At 64.4% G+C, this 18,993-nt stretch carries 22 protein-coding genes and 1 tRNA gene; 12 read left to right on the top strand and 11 right to left on the bottom strand.

Going from position 1 to position 18,993, the window contains the following annotated elements; all coding sequences use genetic code 11:
- The first annotated feature begins 33 nt into the window (after positions 1 to 33).
- Together rsmI and I2488_RS03910 are read left to right on the top strand one after the other, a co-directional pair.
- The gene (rsmI, locus tag I2488_RS03915) at positions 34 to 870 is read left to right on the top strand and encodes a 16S rRNA (cytidine(1402)-2'-O)-methyltransferase (RefSeq protein ID WP_196274502.1); all 837 of its coding nucleotides are present in this window, start codon (positions 34 to 36) and stop codon (positions 868 to 870) included.
- Positions 867 to 1,223 (top strand): YraN family protein, encoded by a 357-nt coding sequence (locus I2488_RS03910; RefSeq protein ID WP_196274501.1) that lies wholly within the window; start codon positions 867 to 869, stop codon positions 1,221 to 1,223. The genes rsmI and I2488_RS03910 overlap by 4 nt, the downstream gene beginning before the upstream one ends.
- A 9-nt stretch (positions 1,224 to 1,232) precedes the next feature.
- Here I2488_RS03910 and I2488_RS03905 read toward each other — a convergent pair whose 3' ends face one another.
- Positions 1,233 to 1,421: a hypothetical protein gene (locus I2488_RS03905; protein ID WP_196274500.1), complete on the bottom strand. Its 189-nt coding sequence runs from the start codon at positions 1,419 to 1,421 to the stop codon at positions 1,233 to 1,235.
- Positions 1,422 to 1,534: 113 nt separating this feature from the next.
- Between I2488_RS03905 and gshB the strand changes: the two genes are divergently transcribed.
- From gshB to I2488_RS03890, 3 genes are all read left to right on the top strand, one after another.
- Positions 1,535 to 2,482, top strand: coding sequence for a glutathione synthase (gene gshB / locus I2488_RS03900; RefSeq protein WP_196274499.1), 948 nt, complete (start codon positions 1,535 to 1,537; stop codon positions 2,480 to 2,482).
- Between the two features lie 146 nt (positions 2,483 to 2,628).
- Entirely contained in the window at positions 2,629 to 3,231 is a 603-nt protein-coding gene (locus tag I2488_RS03895) for a DedA family protein (protein WP_196274498.1), read from the top strand.
- A gap of 82 nt (positions 3,232 to 3,313) precedes the next feature.
- A complete protein-coding gene (locus I2488_RS03890) occupies positions 3,314 to 3,532 on the top strand; it encodes a hypothetical protein (RefSeq protein WP_196274497.1) in 219 nt (72 codons plus the stop codon).
- A 58-nt stretch (positions 3,533 to 3,590) separates the two neighbouring features.
- Here I2488_RS03890 and accC read toward each other — a convergent pair whose 3' ends face one another.
- The 5 genes from accC to I2488_RS03865 all read right to left on the bottom strand — a co-directional run bounded on the left by accC (position 3,591) and on the right by I2488_RS03865 (position 6,647).
- A complete protein-coding gene (gene accC / locus I2488_RS03885) occupies positions 3,591 to 4,937 on the bottom strand; it encodes an acetyl-CoA carboxylase biotin carboxylase subunit (RefSeq protein ID WP_196274496.1) in 1,347 nt (448 codons plus the stop codon).
- Between the two features lie 10 nt (positions 4,938 to 4,947).
- The gene (gene accB, locus I2488_RS03880) at positions 4,948 to 5,436 is read right to left on the bottom strand and encodes an acetyl-CoA carboxylase biotin carboxyl carrier protein (protein WP_246465468.1); all 489 of its coding nucleotides are present in this window, start codon (positions 5,434 to 5,436) and stop codon (positions 4,948 to 4,950) included.
- A gap of 101 nt (positions 5,437 to 5,537) precedes the next feature.
- A complete protein-coding gene (aroQ, locus tag I2488_RS03875; RefSeq protein WP_039331122.1) occupies positions 5,538 to 5,990 on the bottom strand; it encodes a type II 3-dehydroquinate dehydratase in 453 nt (150 codons plus the stop codon).
- 75 nt (positions 5,991 to 6,065) lie between these two features.
- On the bottom strand, positions 6,066 to 6,437 hold the full coding sequence (locus tag I2488_RS03870; protein ID WP_196274495.1) for a hypothetical protein: 372 nt from the start codon (positions 6,435 to 6,437) through the stop codon (positions 6,066 to 6,068).
- Between the two features lie 133 nt (positions 6,438 to 6,570).
- Positions 6,571 to 6,647: transfer RNA gene (locus I2488_RS03865), tRNA-Pro, on the bottom strand.
- Positions 6,648 to 6,862: 215 nt separating this feature from the next.
- Between I2488_RS03865 and yajC the strand changes: the two genes are divergently transcribed.
- Genes yajC through secF form a run of 3 tightly spaced genes read left to right on the top strand, consistent with a single transcriptional unit; the run spans position 6,863 to position 9,820 of the window.
- Positions 6,863 to 7,192: a preprotein translocase subunit YajC gene (gene yajC / locus I2488_RS03860; protein ID WP_196274494.1), complete on the top strand. Its 330-nt coding sequence runs from the start codon at positions 6,863 to 6,865 to the stop codon at positions 7,190 to 7,192.
- 27 nt (positions 7,193 to 7,219) lie between these two features.
- The gene (gene secD, locus I2488_RS03855; RefSeq protein WP_196274493.1) at positions 7,220 to 8,827 is read left to right on the top strand and encodes a protein translocase subunit SecD; all 1,608 of its coding nucleotides are present in this window, start codon (positions 7,220 to 7,222) and stop codon (positions 8,825 to 8,827) included.
- 15 nt (positions 8,828 to 8,842) lie between these two features.
- Positions 8,843 to 9,820, top strand: coding sequence for a protein translocase subunit SecF (gene secF, locus I2488_RS03850; protein WP_196274492.1), 978 nt, complete (start codon positions 8,843 to 8,845; stop codon positions 9,818 to 9,820).
- Between the two features lie 36 nt (positions 9,821 to 9,856).
- On the opposite strand, the gene I2488_RS03845 is transcribed toward secF, so the two are convergent.
- From I2488_RS03845 to I2488_RS03835, 3 genes are all read right to left on the bottom strand, one after another.
- Positions 9,857 to 11,044, bottom strand: coding sequence for a glycosyltransferase (locus I2488_RS03845; protein ID WP_196274491.1), 1,188 nt, complete (start codon positions 11,042 to 11,044; stop codon positions 9,857 to 9,859).
- A gap of 1 nt (position 11,045) precedes the next feature.
- Positions 11,046 to 11,618: a helix-turn-helix domain-containing protein gene (locus I2488_RS03840; protein ID WP_196274490.1), complete on the bottom strand. Its 573-nt coding sequence runs from the start codon at positions 11,616 to 11,618 to the stop codon at positions 11,046 to 11,048.
- 131 nt (positions 11,619 to 11,749) lie between these two features.
- Positions 11,750 to 13,546 carry an ABC-F family ATP-binding cassette domain-containing protein gene (locus I2488_RS03835; RefSeq protein WP_196274489.1) on the bottom strand — a complete coding sequence of 599 codons (1,797 nt, stop codon included), beginning with the start codon at positions 13,544 to 13,546 and terminating at the stop codon, positions 11,750 to 11,752.
- A 110-nt stretch (positions 13,547 to 13,656) separates the two neighbouring features.
- Here I2488_RS03835 and I2488_RS03830 point away from each other — a divergent pair, with 110 nt between their 5' ends.
- From I2488_RS03830 to I2488_RS03815, 4 genes are all read left to right on the top strand, one after another.
- The gene (locus tag I2488_RS03830; RefSeq protein ID WP_039331477.1) at positions 13,657 to 13,953 is read left to right on the top strand and encodes a PepSY domain-containing protein; all 297 of its coding nucleotides are present in this window, start codon (positions 13,657 to 13,659) and stop codon (positions 13,951 to 13,953) included.
- A 96-nt stretch (positions 13,954 to 14,049) separates the two neighbouring features.
- A complete protein-coding gene (locus I2488_RS03825; RefSeq protein WP_196274488.1) occupies positions 14,050 to 14,727 on the top strand; it encodes a response regulator transcription factor in 678 nt (225 codons plus the stop codon).
- A gap of 69 nt (positions 14,728 to 14,796) precedes the next feature.
- Positions 14,797 to 16,122 carry a sensor histidine kinase gene (locus I2488_RS03820; RefSeq protein WP_214652204.1) on the top strand — a complete coding sequence of 442 codons (1,326 nt, stop codon included), beginning with the start codon at positions 14,797 to 14,799 and terminating at the stop codon, positions 16,120 to 16,122.
- Positions 16,123 to 16,173: 51 nt separating this feature from the next.
- Positions 16,174 to 16,944 carry a hypothetical protein gene (locus I2488_RS03815; RefSeq protein WP_196274486.1) on the top strand — a complete coding sequence of 257 codons (771 nt, stop codon included), beginning with the start codon at positions 16,174 to 16,176 and terminating at the stop codon, positions 16,942 to 16,944.
- Between the two features lie 4 nt (positions 16,945 to 16,948).
- Here I2488_RS03815 and I2488_RS03810 read toward each other — a convergent pair whose 3' ends face one another.
- Positions 16,949 to 17,842, bottom strand: coding sequence for a tyrosine-type recombinase/integrase (locus tag I2488_RS03810; RefSeq protein ID WP_196274485.1), 894 nt, complete (start codon positions 17,840 to 17,842; stop codon positions 16,949 to 16,951).
- Complete coding sequence (gene hemW, locus I2488_RS03805) at positions 17,839 to 18,990, bottom strand: radical SAM family heme chaperone HemW (protein WP_196274484.1); 1,152 nt, start codon at positions 18,988 to 18,990, stop codon at positions 17,839 to 17,841. Before hemW ends, I2488_RS03810 begins: the two co-directional genes overlap by 4 nt.
- Positions 18,991 to 18,993: the final 3 nt, after the last annotated feature.

Here is an 18,993-nt window from a genome sequence, read left to right as displayed (position 1 = left end):
GTCGCTCTGCTCTGCCCGGTCCATTGGAAGCCCATGGACACGTCACCACTACCACCCGGTCTGTATATTGTAGCCACGCCGATTGGCAATCTTGGTGACATGACCCGTCGCGCGATCGACACGCTTGAGCGCTGTGATCTGGTGGCCTGCGAGGATACGCGGGTCACTGGCAAGTTGCTGAATCTGCTGGGCTTGCACAAGCCGATGCGGCGTTACGATGATCATGCGAGCGAGGGCGCGCGAGAGGCGCTGCTGGCGGAGATGGCGGTGAAGGCGGTGGCGCTTGTTTCGGACGCCGGCACGCCGCTGATTTCGGACCCTGGCTACCGATTGGTGCGCGAGGCCAAGTCGCGCGGCATTGCCGTCACCTCGCTGCCGGGCGCCAGTGCGGTCGTCACCGCTTTGTCGATGGCGGGACTGCCAACCGACCGGTTCCTGTTCGCGGGCTTCCTGCCGAACAAGGACAAGGCCCGCGGCGATGTGCTTGGCGAGCTCGCCAGCGTTCCGGCGACACTGGTGTTCTACGAGACGGGACCGAGGCTGGTGGCGTCGCTGGAAGCGATTGCCGAGCGCCTGCCGGGCCGCGAAGTGGCGGTGGCGAGGGAACTGACGAAGCTGCATGAGGAATGCCGATCCGGCTCTGCTGCCGATCTCGCAGCGCATTATTCGGCACAGCCGCCCAAAGGCGAAATCGTGCTCCTTATCGGCCCGCCGGGTGAAGCTGATGCGCCCGAGGACGATGTGATCGAAGCGGAATTGCGTGCGGCTCTGGCCGAGATGTCGACCTCGCAGGCCGCAGGAAAGGTCGCCAAGGCATATGGGCTTGATCGCAAGGCGCTTTACGCGCGGGCGATGGCGCTGAAAGGATGAAGCGTGCCGAGGCCGAACAGCAAGGCCGGCGGGCCGAATGGCTGGCGGCGTGGTGGCTCCGGCTGCGAGGGTGGCGCATCCTCGCCGAGCGGGTGAAGGTCAAGGCGGGCGAGGTGGACCTGATTGCGCGCAAGGGCCGGACGGTTGCGTTTGTCGAAGTGAAGTGGCGCAGCGATGCCTGGCAACTGGGCGGGGCAATCGATTCGCACCGTTTGCGGCGAGTGGCGCGGGCTGCCGAAATTCTGGCGGGAAAGTATACGGGGCCGGGTGACGATGTGAGGATCGACGTGATCCTGATGGCCCCCGGAAAGTGGCCGCACCGGATCGCCAATGCCTGGCAACCCGGCGCTTGAAGCCAGCGGTCAGTGGGCGGGCTTGTGTTCTTCCTTGTGCTCGCTGTCGTGGTGGTCGTCCTTGTGCTCGTCCTTCTTGTCACCCTTGTGCTCGTCATGCGGGGCAGGGGTCGGGTGCGGATCGGGGTTGGCGATGCCCTGCGACGACCAGCCGAGAACGGCGATTCCGGCGGCGGCGACGGTGAACAGCTTGCGCATCAATGGCTCCTTGAAGGTGTGGCGCCAGGACGGCGCGGGGCGAAAATGGTCGCGCTGCCGGTAAAGTGGCTTTAAGGCGCGGGTGAGAGAAACCCCTGAGGCCAAGTTCACGCATGACCCTTCGCGTCGCCGTCCAGATGGACCCGCTCCATTCGATCAACATTGCCGGAGATTCGAGCTTCGCGCTCATGCTGTCGGCGCAGGAGCGCGGCCATGAGATTTACCATTACGACGTCGGCTCGCTCACGCTCGACGAGGATGACCGGCTGATCGCGCACGCCCGGCCGGTGACGGTGCAGCGGGTGGTCGGGGATCATTACAAGGCAGGCGAGGTCCGCCGCCTTGACCTCGGGCGCGATATCGACGTGGTGCTGATGCGGCAGGACCCGCCGTTCCACATGGGCTACATCACCGCCACGCACATGCTGGAGCGGATCGAGGGGGAGACGCTGGTCGTCAACAACCCGCGCAGCGTTCGCAATGCGCCGGAAAAGGTCATGGTGCTCGATTACCGGCGCTTCATGCCGCCGACGATCGTGACCCGCTCGGTCGAGGAAGTGCGGCTGTTCCAGAAGAAGCATGGCGCCATCGTCGTGAAGCCGATCCACGGCAATGGCGGCAAGGCGATCTTCCGCGTCGGGCCTGAGGGCGAGAACCTCGGCGCGCTGTTCGAGGTGTTCAACCAGACCTGGCCAGAGCCGCACATGGTGCAGGCGTTCCTTCCCGAAGTGGCCAAGGGCGACAAGCGCATCGTGCTGGTCGACGGCGAGATTGCCGGGGCGATCAACCGCAAGCCGGGCGAGGGCGAATTCCGCTCGAACCTCGCTGTCGGTGGCTATGCCGAGAAGACCGAACTGACGGCGGAGGAGCAGGAAATCTGCGCGGCGCTGGGGCCGGAACTCAAGCGGCTCGGGCTGATCTTCGTCGGCATCGACGTGATCGGTGGCAAGTACCTGACCGAGATCAACGTGACCTCGCCGACCGGGATCGTGGCGATCGACAAGTTCAATGGCACCGATACGCCGGGGATGATCTGGGACGCGATCGAAGCGCGGCTTTGATCGTTCTCCCCCTCTTCTTCAGAGGAGGGGGCCGGGGGGTGGTGTTTACTCTCCAACCCCTTGCTGAAGTCCACCATCCCCAACCCCCTCCTCTGAAGAGGAGGGGGCTTTGAACCTCAATGCTGGAATTGAGCGTTACCCCACTCATGAATGACTGGATCGTCCACCTGATCGAAGGCGGCGGCTATTGGGGCATTGCGTTCCTGATGGTCATCGAGAACGTGTTTCCGCCGATCCCGTCAGAGGTGATCATGGGGCTGGGCGGCATTGCCGTGGCGCGGGGGCGGATGGAGTTCTGGCCGCTGATGCTGGCGGGAACGGTCGGCTCGACGCTCGGCAACTATTGCTGGTATCTGCTGGGACGCTCGCTCGGCTATCAGCGGTTGCGACCGTTCGTGAGCCGGTTCGGGCGCTGGCTGACCGTGGAATGGGAGGACATCGAAGCGATCGTCCGGTTCTTCCGGCGCCATGGGCAATGGGTAGTGTTTGCGGTGCGGTTTGCGCCGTTCATGCGGACGATGATCTCCTTGCCGGCGGGCCTGACGCGCATGGGGCATGTCCGCTTCCTGCTGTTCACGTTCGCGGGAGCGGCGATCTGGAACGCGATCCTCAGTGGTGCCGGGTACTTCCTCGGGCGCAATTTTGGCGAGATCGAGAAGTACACCGGACCGATAGCCACGGGCACGCTGGTGATCGTGGCTATCGCCTATGTGTGGCGCGTGCTGACATGGAAGCCGCGTGGGGGTTGACTAACCCTGGCAGGGCGGCTTTGCGTTGTCCGGTCCGCTGCTTGCGGGCGATACTGTCAATCTATCAAACCAAGGTATTCCCATGGCTGTCAAAGCGATGTGCATCGTAACCAGGAGCGAGGAAGGGCGCGGCGCCTACGCCGTGCGCATGGACAACGACGAGAACGTCTACTTCCCGCTGAGCGTGACCGACGCTCTGGAACTGGAAGAGTTCGACGAGGTCGAGGCGATTCTGGTCAAGAATGACCGGCCCGAACCGGCATGGCGGGCGATCAGGGCAAGGCTGCCGGTCGAAGAGTAAGCGCGAAAACAGAAAAGCCCCCGCACCGCGGGGGCTTTTTGTTGGCGCCGTGGCTGGATCAGGCGTCCTTGGCCAGCCATTCCTCGAGCCACTTGATCGTGTAGTCGCCCGAGAGGAAGTCCGGCTCGTTCAGCAGGCGCTGGTGGAGCGGGATCGAGGTCTTGGGGCCTTCGATGACCATTTCCTCAAGCGCGCGCTTCAGGCGCATGATGCAGCCTTCGCGGGTGCGACCGTAGACGATCAGCTTGGCGATCATCGAGTCATAGTACGGCGGGATCTTGTAGCCGGCATAGAGCCCGGAATCGACGCGGACGTGCATGCCGCCAGCAGCGTGGTAGCTCTTCACCAGACCCGGCGATGGGGCGAAGGTGAACGGGTCTTCCGCGTTGATGCGGCACTCGATCGCGTGGCCCTTGAACTCGATCTCGTCCTGGCGGACCGAGAGCGGCTTGCCATCGGCGATGCGGATCTGTTCGCGGACGAGATCGACGCCGGTGATCGCTTCGGTGACGGGATGTTCCACCTGCAGGCGGGTGTTCATCTCGATGAAGTAGAACTCACCGTTTTCCCAGAGGAACTCGATCGTGCCGGCGCCGCGATAGCCCATGTCGGCCATCGCCTTGGCGACGATGCCGCCCATGCGGTTGCGCTCTTCGGTGGAGATCACCGGCGAGGGCGCTTCTTCCAGCACCTTCTGGTGGCGGCGCTGCAGCGAGCAGTCACGCTCACCGAGATGGATCGCGTTGCCGTTGCCATCGCCGAAGATCTGGAACTCGATGTGGCGCGGGTTGCCGAGATACTTCTCGATATAGACGGTAGCGTCGCCAAACGCGGCCTTGGCTTCGCTGCCGGCCTGCTGGATCAGCGTTTCGAGCTGTTCCGGGCTGTTGCAGACCTTCATGCCGCGACCGCCGCCGCCCGAAGCGGCCTTGATGATCACCGGGTAGCCGGCCTTCTCGGCAATGGCCTTGGCCTCTTCGAGATCCGAAACCGCACCGTCCGATCCCGGCACCAGCGGCAGGCCGAGCGCGCCAGCGGTCCGCTTGGCCTCGATCTTGTCGCCCATCGTGCGGATGTGTTCGGGCTTCGGGCCGATCCAGGTGATGTCGTGCGCTTCGACGATCTCGGCGAACTTGGCATTCTCAGAGAGGAAGCCGTAGCCCGGGTGGATCGCGTCGGCGTGGGTGATCTCGGCTGCCGAGATGATCGCCGCGACGTTGAGGTAGCTGTCCTTGGCCGCGGGCGGTCCGATGCAGACGGCATGGTCGGCAAGGCGCACGTGCATCGCATCGGCATCAGCGGTGGAGTGCACCGCGACCGTCTCGATGCCCATCTCGTGGGCGGCGCGATGGATGCGCAGCGCGATTTCGCCGCGGTTGGCGATAAGCAGGCGCTTGATGGCCATTGCCGGGCCTTTACGCGATCACGACCAGCGGCTGGTCGAACTCGACCGGCTGCGCGTTCTCGACGAGGATCGCCTTGACCACGCCAGCGGCGGGCGCAGTGATCGGGTTCATGACCTTCATCGCCTCGATGATCAACAGGGTTTCGCCCGCCTTCACGCTCTGGCCAACGGACACGAAGTTCGCAGCGCCCGGTTCGGCGGCGAGGTAGCAGGTGCCGACCATGGGCGACTTGACGGCGTTGGCGTGGTCTTCAACCGGGGCCGCAGCGGGAGCGGCAGGGGCGGCTGCGGGAGCAGCGGCGGCAACCGGAGCGGGAGCCGCGACGGCGACCTGTGCGACCGGAGCTGCGGTCAACTGGCGAGCGACGCGGATCTTGCGCTCACCGTCTTCGACTTCGATCTCGGACAATCCGGTTTCGGCAAGAAGCTCTGCCAGTTCGCGCACCAGCTTGCCGTCGATCGCCATGTTGTCGGCCTTGTCGCCGCGTTCGTGACCCATTGGAATTTCCTCGCGGGGTATGAATTCAGACCGCGCGCCATGCCCCCAACAGGATGGACTGGCAAGTGGCAGCGGGCAGTGAAAGTGGAAAAACGCCTATTTCAAAGGCGCGAAACGGCATCCAATGCCGCAAGGTAGCTGTTCGCACCGAAGCCGCAGACCGTGCCAAGCGCCGCCATCCCGACATAGGAATGGTGCCGGAAGGCCTCGCGCTTGTGCGGATTGGACAGATGTACCTCGATCACCGGCACCTTGATCGACTTTATCGCATCGTGGATGGCGACCGAGGTGTGGGTGTAGGCACCGGCATTGAGCAGGACGGCCTTGACGCCTTCGGCCTGCGCCTCGTGCAGCCAGTCGATCAGGTGGCCTTCGTGGTTCGACTGGCGCATGTCGATCTCGAGACCAAGTTCGCGGCCCCGGTCTTCAAGCATTCCCGCTATGTCGTCGAGCGTCTGCGAGCCATAGATTTCAGGCTCGCGCAGGCCGAGCAGGTTGAGGTTGGGGCCGTTCAGCACGTAGACCGTCGTGCCCTGGCCGGAAGCTTGCGTCATCAGATCCCCCGATCGCGATTTCGCAACCGTGATAGACGTTGCAGGCAAAGGCGCAAGGGCGAGTGACCGAGGAGCTCAGTTGCCGGGAGCAATCGCGGGGGCGACTGGCGCTTCGATGGTATTGTCGAACAGCGCGCTGTCGGGAGAGTCGTCCGTGACACCCGGATCTTGCGCTTCGCCGTAACCCGGGTCTGTACCCACGTCTGCAACCGGGGCCGGATTGGATTGCGCGGCCATGTTCAAGGCCTGCCGTGAACGCTGTTCTGCAGCATCAGCTTTCGCTTCGAGCGCTGCCAGGCGAGCCTCGAGCTTCTCGTCGTGTTCCTTGCTGCAACCCGAGAGCATCACCGCCAGCGGCAGGAGCAAAGTGCTGAACGCCACCATGCGCTGTCCGCGCGGCGAGTGGGAGGGCGCGCTGCTGCAAAGTCTGGCCGGCCTGATCGTCATGCGGCGGAGCAATAGCAGGCGGAAGTTACCAGAAACTAACCAAGATCGCGCGGGATTGCCTCCGTGCGACGGTTTGCGACCCGCCGGAATACAAAAAAGCCCGCAATTGCCGAAGCATCGCGGGCTTTTTGATTGGTCGGGACGAGAGGATTCGAACCTCCGACCCCCACACCCCCAGTGTGATGCGCTACCAGGCTGCGCTACGTCCCGACCGGAAGCGCGCCTATAGGCAGCACTTTTCAGGATGGCAAGCGCGAGATTGGCGAAAGGTTCCAAGGGCGGGCCGTGGCGCAAGTCAGCGTCAGATTGCCTTGGTCATTCCAAACTGCTAACCGCCCCGCTTCATATGGCCGAGGCCGGTGAATGCGGGAAAACCGCAGCCGGTCCGGTTGTAATCCTTGCCTTGCGATCCCAGAAACGGACCCATGATGCTCAGCACTCTTTCCGCCGCCGCCGCCAATGCCGGTCAGCCGCCCGCCTGGATGACCTTCATGCCGCTGGTGGCCATGGGCTTCATCTTCTGGTTCCTGATCCTGCGCCCGCAGATGCGCCAGCAGAAGGAGCACAAGGCCAAGATCGCAGGCATGAAAAAGGGCGACATGGTTGTGACGGCAGGGGGCCTGATCGGCAAGGTGATCAAGCTCGACGATCACTATGTCGAACTCGAACTCGGGCCGAACGTTCGCGTCAAGGCCGTGCGGGCCACCATTGGCGACATCGTGCCGCCGGCCGGTTCCGCTCCGGCGAACGACTGATCTCACTTTCCTGAAGGCTGACCGCCCATGCTCGAATTTCCGCGCTGGAAGGTGATCTGGCTCTGGCTGGTAACGCTGGTCTGCGTTGCTGCCGCGATCCCCTCGCTTACCGCCACCATGGGCCTGAACTGGCCGACCGCACTGCCCGAACCCAAGGTCAATCTCGGGCTCGACCTTGCCGGTGGCAGCCACATCCTGCTCGAGGCCGATCCATCCCAGGTGCGCCAGCAGCGCATCGAAGGCATGGAGGAATCGGTCCGCAACAAGCTGAAGCAGGATGGGAAAGATATCCGCATCAGCGACATCTCCAACCGCGACGGCGCGCTGACGTTCGTCGTGGCCGATCCCTCGCAGGTCGATGCCGTGCGCGAGGCCGTGCTGCCGCTGACCAATGGCGCGGGGCTGACCGGCCAGCGTGATTGGGACATCAACGTCGTCGACGGCAACCGCTTCGTCCTCAAGCCCACCGACGCCGGGATCAACCAGGCCGTCACCCAGGCGATGGACACGGCGGTCGAAGTCGTGCGCAAGCGCATCGACGCGCTCGGCACCAAGGAGCCGACGATCATCCGCTCCGGCCCGACGCGCATCGTCGTGCAGGTGCCGGGTCTGCAGGATCCGCAGGCGCTGAAGAACCTGCTGGGCCAGACCGCCAAGCTCGAATTCAAGCTGCTCGACAGTTCGGCACTGCCGTCCGACGTTGCCCGCGGGATTGCGCCTCCGGGCAGCGAGATCGTGCCATATGCCAACGCAACCGAAGGCGGCGGCGCGCCTGCCGAAGCGGTCAAGCGCCTTGGCGGCATCCGTGGCGATCAGCTGACCAATGCGCAGCAGACCAACAACCAGCAGACCAACGAACCGGTCGTCAACATCACCTTCAATACCGATGGTGGCGCCAAGTTCGCGAAGCTGACCACGCAGAACGTGGGCAAGCGGTTTGCGATCATCCTCGACGGCAAGATTCTCTCGGCCCCGACGATCAACGAACCGATCATGGGCGGCAGCGCGATCATCTCGGGCCGTTTCACCACGGAAAGTGCCAACGCGCTGGCGATCTCGCTGCGCTCGGGCGCGCTGCCGGTGGACCTCAAGGTCGTGGAAGAACGCACTGTCGGGCCAGACCTCGGCGCCGATTCGATCCGCAAGGGCGTGATCGCGATGGGCGTTGGCACGCTGGCGCTCGCGATCTTCATTCTTGGGACTTACGGCCGCTTTGGCGTCTATGCGAACCTTGCGGTCATCATCAACGTGCTGATGATCCTCGGCATCATGGGCATCATCGGCACCACGCTGACCCTGCCCGGCATCGCCGGCTTCGTGCTGACCATCGGCGCGGCGGTTGACGCCAACGTGCTGATCAACGAGCGCATCCGCGAAGAGCGCCACCGTGGGCGCAAGGTCGTCCAGGCGGTGGAGCTTGGCTACAAGGAAGCCAGCCGCGCGATCTTTGACGCCAACATTACCAACGTCATTGCGGCGGTGCTGATGTTCGCGTTCGGCTCCGGCCCGGTTAAGGGGTTCGCGGTCGTGCTGATGATCGGCATCGCCACTTCGGTGTTCACCGCCGTCACGCTCACCCGCATGTGGGTGGCGCAGTGGATCCGCCGCGCCCGCCCGACCGAAATCGCATTGTAAGAGGAGGATGAAGCGATGAAACTCCTCAAGCTCGTTCCCGACAATACCAACATCCACTTCCTCAAGTGGCGTGTCCCGTTCTACGTGATCAGCATCATTCTGATGGCTGCGTCGTGGGGTCTGGTGCTGACCAAGGGCCTCAACCTTGGCGTCGATTTCATCGGCGGCCAGATGATCCGCGTGACCTTCGAACGCAGCGCCGAGGCGCCTGTGGGCGAATTGCGCGATCAGGTCGCCAAGCTCGGCTATGGCGAGCCGATCATCCAGCGCTACGGCAAGCCGAACGAGATCTCGATCCGGATGAAGCTGCCGGAAGGTGCCGGGCAGGAAGCGGCGCTGGCCGACAAGATGGCCCGCACGATTACGGCGGACATCAAGAAGAACCATGCCGACGCCCGCATCGACGGCGTCGATTCGGTCTCGGGCAAGGTTTCGAAGGAACTGGGCTGGGACGCGTTCAAGGCCCTCGGCCTCGCCTCGCTGGCGGTGGCAGCTTATATCTGGCTGCGCTTCGAATGGCAGTTCGGTGTCGGCGCTTTGTTCGCGCTGGTCCATGACGTGACGCTGACGCTCGGACTGTTTGCGATAACCGGCATGGAGTTCGACCTGAACATCGTGGCGGCATTGCTGACGCTGATCGGCTATTCGTTGAACGATACCATCGTGGTCTATGACCGCATCCGCGAGAACATGAAGAAGTACCGCAGGATGCCGATGCCGGAACTGCTCGATCTGTCGGTCAACGAGACGCTGCACCGTACGATCGTGACTTCGCTGTCGATGCTGATCACGCTGGTGGCGCTGCTGCTGCTGGGCCCGGACGTGATCTTCGGCTTCACCGCCGCCATCACGCTCGGCATCTTCGTCGGCACCTACAGCTCGATCTACATGGCCGCGCCGATCCTGATCTGGCTGAAGGTCAACCCGAACAGCTTCGTGCCGACCGAAACCGCCCTCGAAAAGCAGGAGCGGCTTGCGCGCGAAGGCGCATGATCGGCCTGACCTGAGAAAATCCAGCGGCGGCGAGGCTCAGCGCTTCGCCGCCGCTTCTTCGTATATGGCCGCCAGCGATGCGGCGTTGGCGTCCCAGCTGAAGCGCTCTGCATTGGCGGCAACGGCCTCCTGCGCAGGCGGTGACTCAAGCAGATCTGACACAGCCCGGGCAATCGCCTCGGGAGTGCGTTCGACGATCCGTCCGGCGCTGGCATCGCGAACCACTTCGCGTGCGCCGCCGATATCGGGAATGATCACCGGGGTTCCACAGGCCAGCGATTCGATCCAGGCGTTGGCGAGGCCTTCGCGTTCCGATGGCAGGACCATCACGTCGGCGGCGCAGAGCAGGTGCGGCAGAACGTCGTGCTCGACAGTGCCGAGGAAGTGCACCCGCGCCTCCAACCCCAACTGCTGCACCAGCCGGCGCAGCGCCACTTCATCCGTGCCGGTTCCGGCGATGGCGAGCCGCACGTCCTCGGGCAGCGACGTCAGCGCGCTGATGGCCAGCGCCTGTCCTTTGATCGGCAGGAGGGCGCCAACGCAGAGCAGCAGCCTGCCTTCCGACCAGATATGAAGCGAGGGCAGGGCGGAAACCAGCTGTCTTGCCGCTTGCCGCTCCAGTGGGCGAAAGCGTTCCCGGTCCAACCCGGTATAATGCACCCGAATGCGTTCGCCCGGCATGCCGAGTTCGACCATGTCGTTCGCCAGCGCCTGCGAGACTGCGAGCAGCACGGTAGATTGCCGCGCCGCCTCGATCATCTGCCGACGCGGCCAGGACCGATTGCCCCACAGATGAATGTCCGACCCGCGCGCCTTGATCGCCAGCGGCAGTTCCAGCGCGCGCGCAACCTTGGCGGCGGCCGGGCCGTCGGGATAGAAGAACTGCGCATCAACCAGATCGAACGGCTGCTCTGCATGGAGGCGTTTGGCGAGCGGCAGCACCGCATGGGCGATCAGCGCCGGGTTGACCGGGCCCGACAGGCCGGGGACCAGAAGAAAACGGGGATGGTGGATCGTCACCGGCCCCTGCTGTTCGCATTCCGGCACGCTCTTGAGCGAGGCATAGCGCTTCATCGGCACGGGCGGCATGCCGAGTGGATTGATGACGGTGACGTCCCAATCTCCGCGTGCCCCAAGCGCCTGCATCTGACGCCCGACGAACCGGCCGAAGCCGGGCCTTCCTGTTGCGGGGTAGAGCGTCGAGATCGAGAGGAGGCGCCTCACGTCAGAGTTTGCGCACGAGCATCTCGGCAACCCCCAGCCAGGCGGGGCGATCGATCACGACCTGACGCTGGCCGGGACCGGGAGGAAGCAAGGCTACGCGACCGTCGCGCTGATCGATCAGCCTGCCGAACGCGAAGCGCCCGCCGGTTCGCGGGGCAAGAACGTCGCGGTTGAAGGCGCGGCCAAAGTCCTCGGGATCAATCTCGCGCAGCCACACCTGATCGCCGGCGCGGTACTCCCCGGCGCTGGCTTCGACGGCCAGAGCCATCAGGCGCGCAGAACCGTCCAGCGCGACGGGCAGGATCGCGTCCATCGGCTTGGCCAGTGCCTCCGCGCCATTGGGGCCGAGGCGGGCGACGAGATGAGTCGGGCTGTCTTCCTCGGCCTTGACCAGCAATTGCGGATCGACGCCAAGGGCGGCTCCGATGCGGTTCATCCAGGTGAGCGAAAGGCTGCGCGTGCCGGTTTCGAGGCGGCCGATCGTCTGGGCCGTTGTCGGCGGATCGCACCGTTCGGCAACGTCAGCCAGCGTCATGCCCTTCTGGCGGCGAATATCGCGGATTCGGTTGATCATGCGCGCGACCCTTGTCCATCTCCGTCTTAACCGCAACGGTGATTTTTGCTTAACGGCAACGGAAGGGGTCAGGCAAGGCCTTTGCGAGATCCTTTAGTACAAGTGCGGGCAGATGGACTTGACCGATGCCATCAGCCCTCGACCATTTCCGCCAGTTCCAGCCAGCGCTCTTCCGCCGCGTCCTTCTCGCCGCGCACTTTCTCAAGCGCGGCCATCAAAGCGTCGAACTTCTTGGGGTCCTTCGCATAGAGGTCCGGATCGGCCAGCTGCGCCTCGCCGCGCGCGATCGCCGCGTCCAGTTCCTCGATGCGCTTGGGCAGCAGTTCGTAGTCGCGCTGGTCCTTGTAGGAGAGTTTGCCCTTCTTTGGCGGCTGCGGGGGCGGAGGCGTCGCGGCCTCGGTCTTTTCGGAACCGCTGCTCTTCGCCACCGGCTTGCCGGCCAGCCGCTGCTTCCTGATCTTCTCCCAGTCGGCATAGCCACCGGCCACGATATCGACCTTGCCGGTGCCATCCATGCCAAGCGTGATCGTTACCGTGCGATCGAGGAAGTCGCGGTCGTGGCTGACGATCAGCACGGTGCCATCGTAGTCCGAGATCACTTCCTGCAGCAGATCGAGCGTTTCGAGATCGAGGTCGTTGGTCGGCTCGTCGAGCACCAGCAGATTGGAGAAACGGGCAAATTCGCGCGCCAGCAGCAGGCGCGAACGCTCGCCGCCCGAAAGCGTACCGACCCGTGCCTCGACCAAACCCGGATCGAACAGGAAGTCCTTGAGATAGCCCTGGATGTGCTTGCGTACGCCGCGCACGTCGATCCAGTCGCTGCCATCGGCCAGCACGTCGCGCACGCGCTTGTCCGGCGCCATCAGGCTGCGCTGCTGGTCGATCATCACGCCCTGCAGCGTCTTGGCGAGGGTGATGGTCCCGCTGTCGGGTTCCAGTTCGCCGGTCAGCAGCTTGAGCAGCGTCGTCTTGCCGGCGCCGTTGGAGCCGACCACGCCGATGCGGTCCTTGCGGGTGATGCGCAGGGTGAAGTCCTTGACGATCGGGCGCTCACCGAACGACTTGTTCACGTGGTCCGCCACGATCACCGCCTTGCTCTTGGCATCGTCGCTAGCGATGGCGAGCTTGGCCGTGCCCTGCGGGCTGAGCATGGCAGCGCGCTGCGCCCGCATTTCCCACAGCTTCTCGAGACGTCCCTGGTTGCGCTTGCGCCGTGCGGTCACGCCGCGCTCGAGCCAGTGCGCCTCGATCTTCAGCTTGGCATCAAGCTTGTCTGCGGCGCGGGCTTCCTCGGCATAGACCTGTTCCATCCACGCTTCGTAGCCGCCGAAACCGATGTCCTTGCGGCGCAGCGAGCCGCGGTCTAGCCACAGCGTCGCCTTGGTCAGGCGCTCGAGGAAGGTACGGTCATGGCTGATGACCACGAAGGCGCCACGATAGCGCTGCAGCCAGTCTTCCAGCCAGTCGATCGCAGCAAGATCGAGGTGGTTGGTCGGTTCGTCGAGCAACAGCAGATCGGGTTCGCTGGCGAGCGCGCGGGCAAGGGCGGCACGGCGGCGCTCGCCACCGCTGGCGCTGTCAGCCTTGCGGGAAAGGTCTATGCCAAGCTGGCCCGCGATGGATTCGACCTCGTGCCGCGGGGGCGCATCCTTTCCCGAAAGCGCGAAGTCCATCAGCGTATCGAAGCCGGTGAAGAACGGATCCTGCTCCAGCGTCACGATCTTCGTGCCCGGCTGGATCGAACGCGTGCCCTTGTCGGCATCGACTTGCCCGCCCAGCAGCTTGAGCAGCGTGGTCTTGCCCGCGCCATTGCGCCCGATCAGCGCGAGCCGATCGCGCTGCTGGATATGAATGTCTAGGTCCTGGAAGAGCCAGCCATTGCCCTGGACGAGGCCAAGGCCTTCCCAGCTGAGTATCGGTGCCGCCATGCCGCGCGCTTAGCCGCACCGTTGCGGCCACGCAACGCCCGACGCTGAACAATAACGCCGCTTCGCATTCACCGCTTGTTCAATGGCTCCTGCTTATGCATGCGCACATCATGAACCGCGCCATTGCCCTTCTTGCCGCATCGCTGGCTCTCCTGCCCGTCACCTCGCATGCCCAGCAGCGGCCTGACGAGCAGAACGAGGCCCGCCGCGACCTGCGCGCAGGCAACGTGCGCTCGCTGCGAGATATCGAACGCCGCGTGCTGCCGACCAAGCCGGGTATGCAATACCTTGGCCCGGAATATGATCCTTCGGCAATGGTCTATCGTCTGAAGTTCATCCGCGATGGCAGGGTCATGTTCGTGGATGTTGACGCGCGCACCGGGCAGGTCCTTGGCGAAAGCCGCTGAACGCAAGCTTTCGCGCCAGTTCCTTGACCGTTCAGGTTTCCCGCCCCATCTAGCCGTTCAGGTTATGGCGCCAACGCGCGCAACAAGGGGCAAGAGATGCGCATTCTGATCGTCGAGGACGAACCCACGCTCGGCAAGCAGCTCAAGAACACGCTCGAACAGAACGGCTATGCCGTCGATCTTTCGGTCGATGGCGAGGACGGGCACTTCATGGGCTCGACCGAGGAATACGACGCGGTTATCCTCGACCTTGGCCTGCCCGAAATCGACGGCCTGACCGTGCTGGGCATGTGGCGCAAGGAAGGACGCAAGTTCCCGGTGCTGGTGCTGACCGCGCGTGACAGCTGGTCCGACAAGGTTGCCGGCCTCGATGCCGGTGCCGACGATTATCTCGCCAAGCCCTTCCAGACCGAGGAACTGATCGCCCGCCTGCGCGCTCTGATCCGCCGTGCCTCGGGCAATTCTTCGTCCGAGCTGACGGCTGGCGACGTGCGCCTCGATACCCGTTCGGGCCGCGTCACATTGAATGGCGAGCCGGTCAAGCTCACTGCGCAGGAATACAAGCTTCTGTCCTACCTGCTCCACCACAAGGGCAAGGTCGTCAGCCGGACCGAACTGATCGAGCACATCTACGATCAGGATTTCGACCGCGATTCCAACACGATCGAAGTCTTCGTCACCCGCATCCGCAAGAAGCTTGGCCCCGATGTGATCACCACGATCCGTGGCCTCGGCTACAGCCTTGACGATCCGGCTGGTCCCGGTCGCGGCTGATAGGTGCTAGAGTCGAGCAGCAACGCAACGCCGCAGCCAGCGCCGCACACCGGCTCGCTGGCGCGGCGCATGCTGCTTATCGCGGCGGGCTGGATCACGGTGCTGCTGCTCGGCGGCGGTCTGGCACTTGATCAGACGCTGACCGGCCTCGTCACACGCAACTTCGACGAACAGCTTGGCTATATGCTGACCGCGATGGTCGCCTCGGCCGAGATCGGGCCGGACGGCGAGGTGTTTTTCAACCGTCCCCTCGGCGACCAGCGCTTCCTCGAGCCCAACAGTGGTCTTTACTGGCAGATTTCCGGGCAGGGGCACGAGGATTTCCCGTCGCGCTCGCTGTGGGACCGCTCGCTCCGCTCCGATCTTGACCAGAACTACGTCGATCCGAAGATCGCCGACTCCGACCAGTTCGAAGGCGAACGGCTGCGCATCATCAAGCGTTCGGTGATCCTGCCCGGCGCCAATACGCTGTGGGAATTCCAGGTCGCCGCCAGCCGTGGCGAGATCGATGCGCAGATCCGGCGGATCCGCTCGATCCTGATCTGGTCGTTCCTTGCGCTCGGCCTCGGCCTGTTCACCATGGCGGGTCTGCAGACTTTCTACGGCCTCGGCCCCTTGCGCCGCGTGCGCCTTGCCATCGCCCGCATGCGCGAAGGCGAGGCAAGCCGTGTGACCGAGCCCTTGCCGCTGGAAGTCCAGCCACTTGTCGTCGAACTCAATGCCCTGCTCGAACATTCCGAGCGCCAGGCTGAGGAAGCGCGCACCCATGCCGGCAATCTGGCCCATGCGCTCAAGACCCCGCTTACGGTGGTGATGAACGCGGCAACGGCCAAGGCCGACGATCTTGCCGATACGGTGATCCGCGAGGCTGCGGTCATGCGGCGGCAGGTCGACCATCACCTTGCCCGCGCCCGCGCCGTGGGCAGGCGCGCGGTGGGCATGTCGCGCGCGCAGGTATGGGAAAGCGCCGAGGCCGTGGAGCGGGCGGTGGTTCGGCTCTATCCCAACGTCCGTTTCGACATGGACGGCAACCGCACAGCGGAAGTCTCGATCGAACGGCAGGACCTTGACGAAATCCTCGGCAACCTGATCGAGAACGCCGCGAAGTATGGCGGCGGTTCGGTGTTCATCACGGTCGATGCGGCACCTGCCGATCCAAAGTTCTGCGAAATCTGGGTCGAGGACGATGGCATGGGCATCCCCGAGGACGCACGCGAACGCATATTTGATCGCGGTGCGCGCCTCGATACGGGCAAGCCCGGCACCGGCCTCGGCCTCGCCATCGTGCGCGATGTGGCCGAAATCTATGGCGGCAAGGTGGAACTCAGGGAAAGCGAGGACCTTGGCGGATTGCTGTCGGTCCTGCGGCTGCCCCGCTCGCTCAGCGTGAAGTAGCTTCGCCCATCACGCTCTTGCCAGAGTTCCCGAAATGCCCGATCCCACGCCATGGACGGCATGGGCCGCATGAAGGGGGCAGAGCAGATGAAGGCACGTTTCGGCTTGGCAGTGGCAGCGTTGTGCCTGTCGCAAGCGCAGGTGGCGCAGGCGCAGGAGGGTGCGGCTGCGCCGGCAGCACCGGCGACGTCGGCAAAGCAGGAGTGCGAACTCCACGTCTTCCCCACCGAGAACTACATCGGTTTCAACAGCGGCTTGTTGTCAGGCTTCGGCCTTGTCGGCGCGGTGGCGGACCAGGAAGTCCACAAGGACAAGGTTGCCTCGGTCAACAGCCTGATGAAGGACTATCTCGGCCCCGACATCCAGTTGGCCGAGCTTGAGAAGATCAACTACCGCACCCGCCTCGGCGTTCAGGACTGGAAGGTGATCATCGAGCCGCCGACGCCCTCGAACGAGGCCGTGAAGGCTGATCCTGAACTCAAGGCCAAGGTCAGGCTGCTCAACGCCGATCTCAAGGCGGGGCGGCGCATCACCTCGTCCACCAACCCCTGCTATGCCGAATTCGTCCTGCTCAGCGTGTTCTACTTCAAGGCGATGATGTACGGCAGCAACCTGCTCGTCGGCACGCAGTTCCGCGATTTCAGCAAGGGCGGGGCGCCGATCATCTCCATCGGCGCGGTGAAGAACCCGCTCGAAGTCTTCCCGCCCAAGAAGCCCGAGGATGTCGAGGCCGCCAAGGCCGAACTGCGCGATGCCTTCACCAAGGACTTCATCGAGTGGGCCGACAAGAAGCTCAAGGAAGACAAGGCGGGCAAGAAGTAAAACCTCAGGCGCGCGGGTGGGCGTTGCGGTAGACGTCGAGCAACGTTGCCGCATCGACCTTGGTGTAGATCTGCGTCGAGGACAGGCTGGCGTGGCCGAGCAGTTCCTGCAGGGAGCGCAAGTCCGCGCCCGCGCCCAGTAGGTGCGTGGCGAACGAATGGCGCAAGGCGTGGGGCGTGGCGGTTGCCGGCAGGCCGAGCGACACGCGGGCTCTGGCCACCGCACGCTGGACAAGGCCTTGCGCAAGCTGGCCGCCCTTGGCGCCACGGAACAGGGGGAGGTCCTTGTCGAGCGGCCAGGGGCACAGGCGGGCATACTCCGCCACCCCGTCGCGCACGATCGGCAGGATCGGGACGACCCGCTGGCGGCCGCCCTTGCCGGTGATGACCATGGTTTCACCCAAGGGCAGGACGCCGGCCTTCAGGCCCAGCGCCTCGGCAATGCGTAGGCCCCCGCCATAGAGCAGGAGCAATACTGCGCGGTCGCGGGCGGCGATCCATGGCGCTGTGGCATCTTCGGCGACGGTCTCGGCCAGGTTCACTGCCTCATCGGGCGTGACAGGACGGGGCAGGCCCTTTTTCACGCGTGGCCCGCGCAGGCGAGGGCGGGTTGCGTCGATGTCGCCCGCCTGTTCGCGCGCAAAGGCGATGAAGGTCTTGAGTGCCGACAATTCGCGCGCCGCCGAAACATTGCCGAGGCCGCCAGCGCGCCGCTCAGCCAGATGGTTGCGCAAGGTGGCCGCATCGATCCGCGCCAGCGACTGCCAGTCCTGCTCGCCCTCCAGCGCATGGAGAAGGCGGGCGACGGTGGCGGCGTAGGCGCGGACAGTGTGCGGAGAGCGGCGGCGCGAGAGCGCCAGATGAGCGTTCCAGGCTTCAAGAATTTCCGCCGTCGTCACGCGCTGACCAGCGTGTCGGGGACGAGTTCGGCCAGCAAAGCCTCGAGCAACGGCGCGCCCTGTTCGGTGACGCGCAGCCGTTCGCCGTCTTGAGCGAGGTGGCCGATGCGCAGGTAGAACTCGCGCTTGGCTGGATCGATCAGGTCATTGGCGGTAAAGCCGAAGCGTGCGGCGAGCGTTGCCGGGTTGATGCCCTCGTTCAACCGCAGACCCATCAGCACCGCTTCCATCGCCTGATCGCTGGGGATCAGGACGCGTTCCTCGGCGATGCCGTGGCGCAGTTCGTCCACCGCGCGCAGGAAGTTCTCGGGCTTCTTGTGTCGCACCGTCGCCGTGCCGAGCCTGCGCCCATGCGCGCCGGGGCCGATACCGACGTAGTCCTGATAGCGCCAGTAGGTGAGGTTGTGGCGGCTCTCCTCGCCGGGGCGGGCGTGGTTGCTGGTCTCGTAGGCGGGGAGGCCGGCTGCCGCTGTTATCTCGCGGGTCATGGTGAACAGGTCCGCAGCATGATCGTCGTCGAGTGGGGTCAACTTGCCCTCGCGGACCAGCGTGGCGAAGCGGGTGCCGGGTTCGATCGTGAGTTGGTAGAGGCTGAGATGGCCGGTGCCGAAACCTAAAGCGCGGTTGAGTTCGGCTTGCCACTGCTCCGGCGTCTGCTCGGGCCGTGCGTAGATCAGATCAAAGCTGATGCGGGCGAAATTCCGCTGCGCAACGTCAAGCGCGGCGAGGCTTTCGCTGACGTCATGCAGTCGTCCAAGGAATTTCAGTGTCTTGTCGTCGAGCGCCTGCAGGCCGAGCGATACGCGGTTGATCCCGGCGCTCGCCAATGCGCTGAAATTCGCAGCCTCGACCGAACTTGGATTGGCCTCGAGCGTGATTTCGATTTCCGGTTCGAAGCCCCACAGCGCTTCCGCTTCGCGCAGCAAGCGCTCAACCAGCGCGGGCGGCATCAGCGAGGGCGTGCCGCCGCCAAAGAAGATCGAGGTGAGCTTCCGGCCCGAGGTCAACTGCGCTTCATGGCGCATGTCGGCCAGCAGCGCGGCTTCCCATGCGGACATGTCCGTCCGCTCGCGGACATGGCTGTTGAAGTCGCAGTAGGGGCACTTGGCGAGGCAGAAGGGCCAGTGGATGTAGAGGGCTAGCGCCATGCG

It is taken from the genome of Novosphingobium jiangmenense (assembly GCF_015694345.1).
In the GTDB taxonomy this organism is placed as follows: Bacteria; Pseudomonadota; Alphaproteobacteria; order Sphingomonadales; family Sphingomonadaceae; genus Novosphingobium; species Novosphingobium jiangmenense.
The sequence above is the reverse complement of the archived record's forward strand: the minus strand, read 5'-3'. Positions and strand labels throughout refer to the sequence as shown.

Coding starts and splice junctions, on each gene's coding strand:
- secF (WP_196274492.1), top strand. CDS start 8,843: ATGAAACTCCTCAAGCTCGTTCCCGACAATACCAACATCCACTTCCTC.
- accB (WP_246465468.1), bottom strand. CDS start 5,436: ATGGGTCACGAACGCGGCGACAAGGCCGACAACATGGCGATCGACGGC.
- I2488_RS03820 (WP_214652204.1), top strand. CDS start 14,797: ATGCTGCTTATCGCGGCGGGCTGGATCACGGTGCTGCTGCTCGGCGGC.
- yajC (WP_196274494.1), top strand. CDS start 6,863: ATGATGCTCAGCACTCTTTCCGCCGCCGCCGCCAATGCCGGTCAGCCG.
- I2488_RS03890 (WP_196274497.1), top strand. CDS start 3,314: ATGGCTGTCAAAGCGATGTGCATCGTAACCAGGAGCGAGGAAGGGCGC.
- I2488_RS03905 (WP_196274500.1), bottom strand. CDS start 1,421: ATGCGCAAGCTGTTCACCGTCGCCGCCGCCGGAATCGCCGTTCTCGGC.
- I2488_RS03835 (WP_196274489.1), bottom strand. CDS start 13,546: ATGGCGGCACCGATACTCAGCTGGGAAGGCCTTGGCCTCGTCCAGGGC.
- I2488_RS03825 (WP_196274488.1), top strand. CDS start 14,050: ATGCGCATTCTGATCGTCGAGGACGAACCCACGCTCGGCAAGCAGCTC.
- gshB (WP_196274499.1), top strand. CDS start 1,535: ATGACCCTTCGCGTCGCCGTCCAGATGGACCCGCTCCATTCGATCAAC.
- aroQ (WP_039331122.1), bottom strand. CDS start 5,990: ATGACGCAAGCTTCCGGCCAGGGCACGACGGTCTACGTGCTGAACGGC.
- I2488_RS03870 (WP_196274495.1), bottom strand. CDS start 6,437: ATGACGATCAGGCCGGCCAGACTTTGCAGCAGCGCGCCCTCCCACTCG.
- secD (WP_196274493.1), top strand. CDS start 7,220: ATGCTCGAATTTCCGCGCTGGAAGGTGATCTGGCTCTGGCTGGTAACG.
- rsmI (WP_196274502.1), top strand. CDS start 34: ATGGACACGTCACCACTACCACCCGGTCTGTATATTGTAGCCACGCCG.
- I2488_RS03895 (WP_196274498.1), top strand. CDS start 2,629: ATGAATGACTGGATCGTCCACCTGATCGAAGGCGGCGGCTATTGGGGC.
- I2488_RS03910 (WP_196274501.1), top strand. CDS start 867: ATGAAGCGTGCCGAGGCCGAACAGCAAGGCCGGCGGGCCGAATGGCTG.
- I2488_RS03840 (WP_196274490.1), bottom strand. CDS start 11,618: ATGATCAACCGAATCCGCGATATTCGCCGCCAGAAGGGCATGACGCTG.
- I2488_RS03815 (WP_196274486.1), top strand. CDS start 16,174: ATGGACGGCATGGGCCGCATGAAGGGGGCAGAGCAGATGAAGGCACGT.
- hemW (WP_196274484.1), bottom strand. CDS start 18,990: ATGGCGCTAGCCCTCTACATCCACTGGCCCTTCTGCCTCGCCAAGTGC.
- I2488_RS03830 (WP_039331477.1), top strand. CDS start 13,657: ATGAACCGCGCCATTGCCCTTCTTGCCGCATCGCTGGCTCTCCTGCCC.
- accC (WP_196274496.1), bottom strand. CDS start 4,937: ATGGCCATCAAGCGCCTGCTTATCGCCAACCGCGGCGAAATCGCGCTG.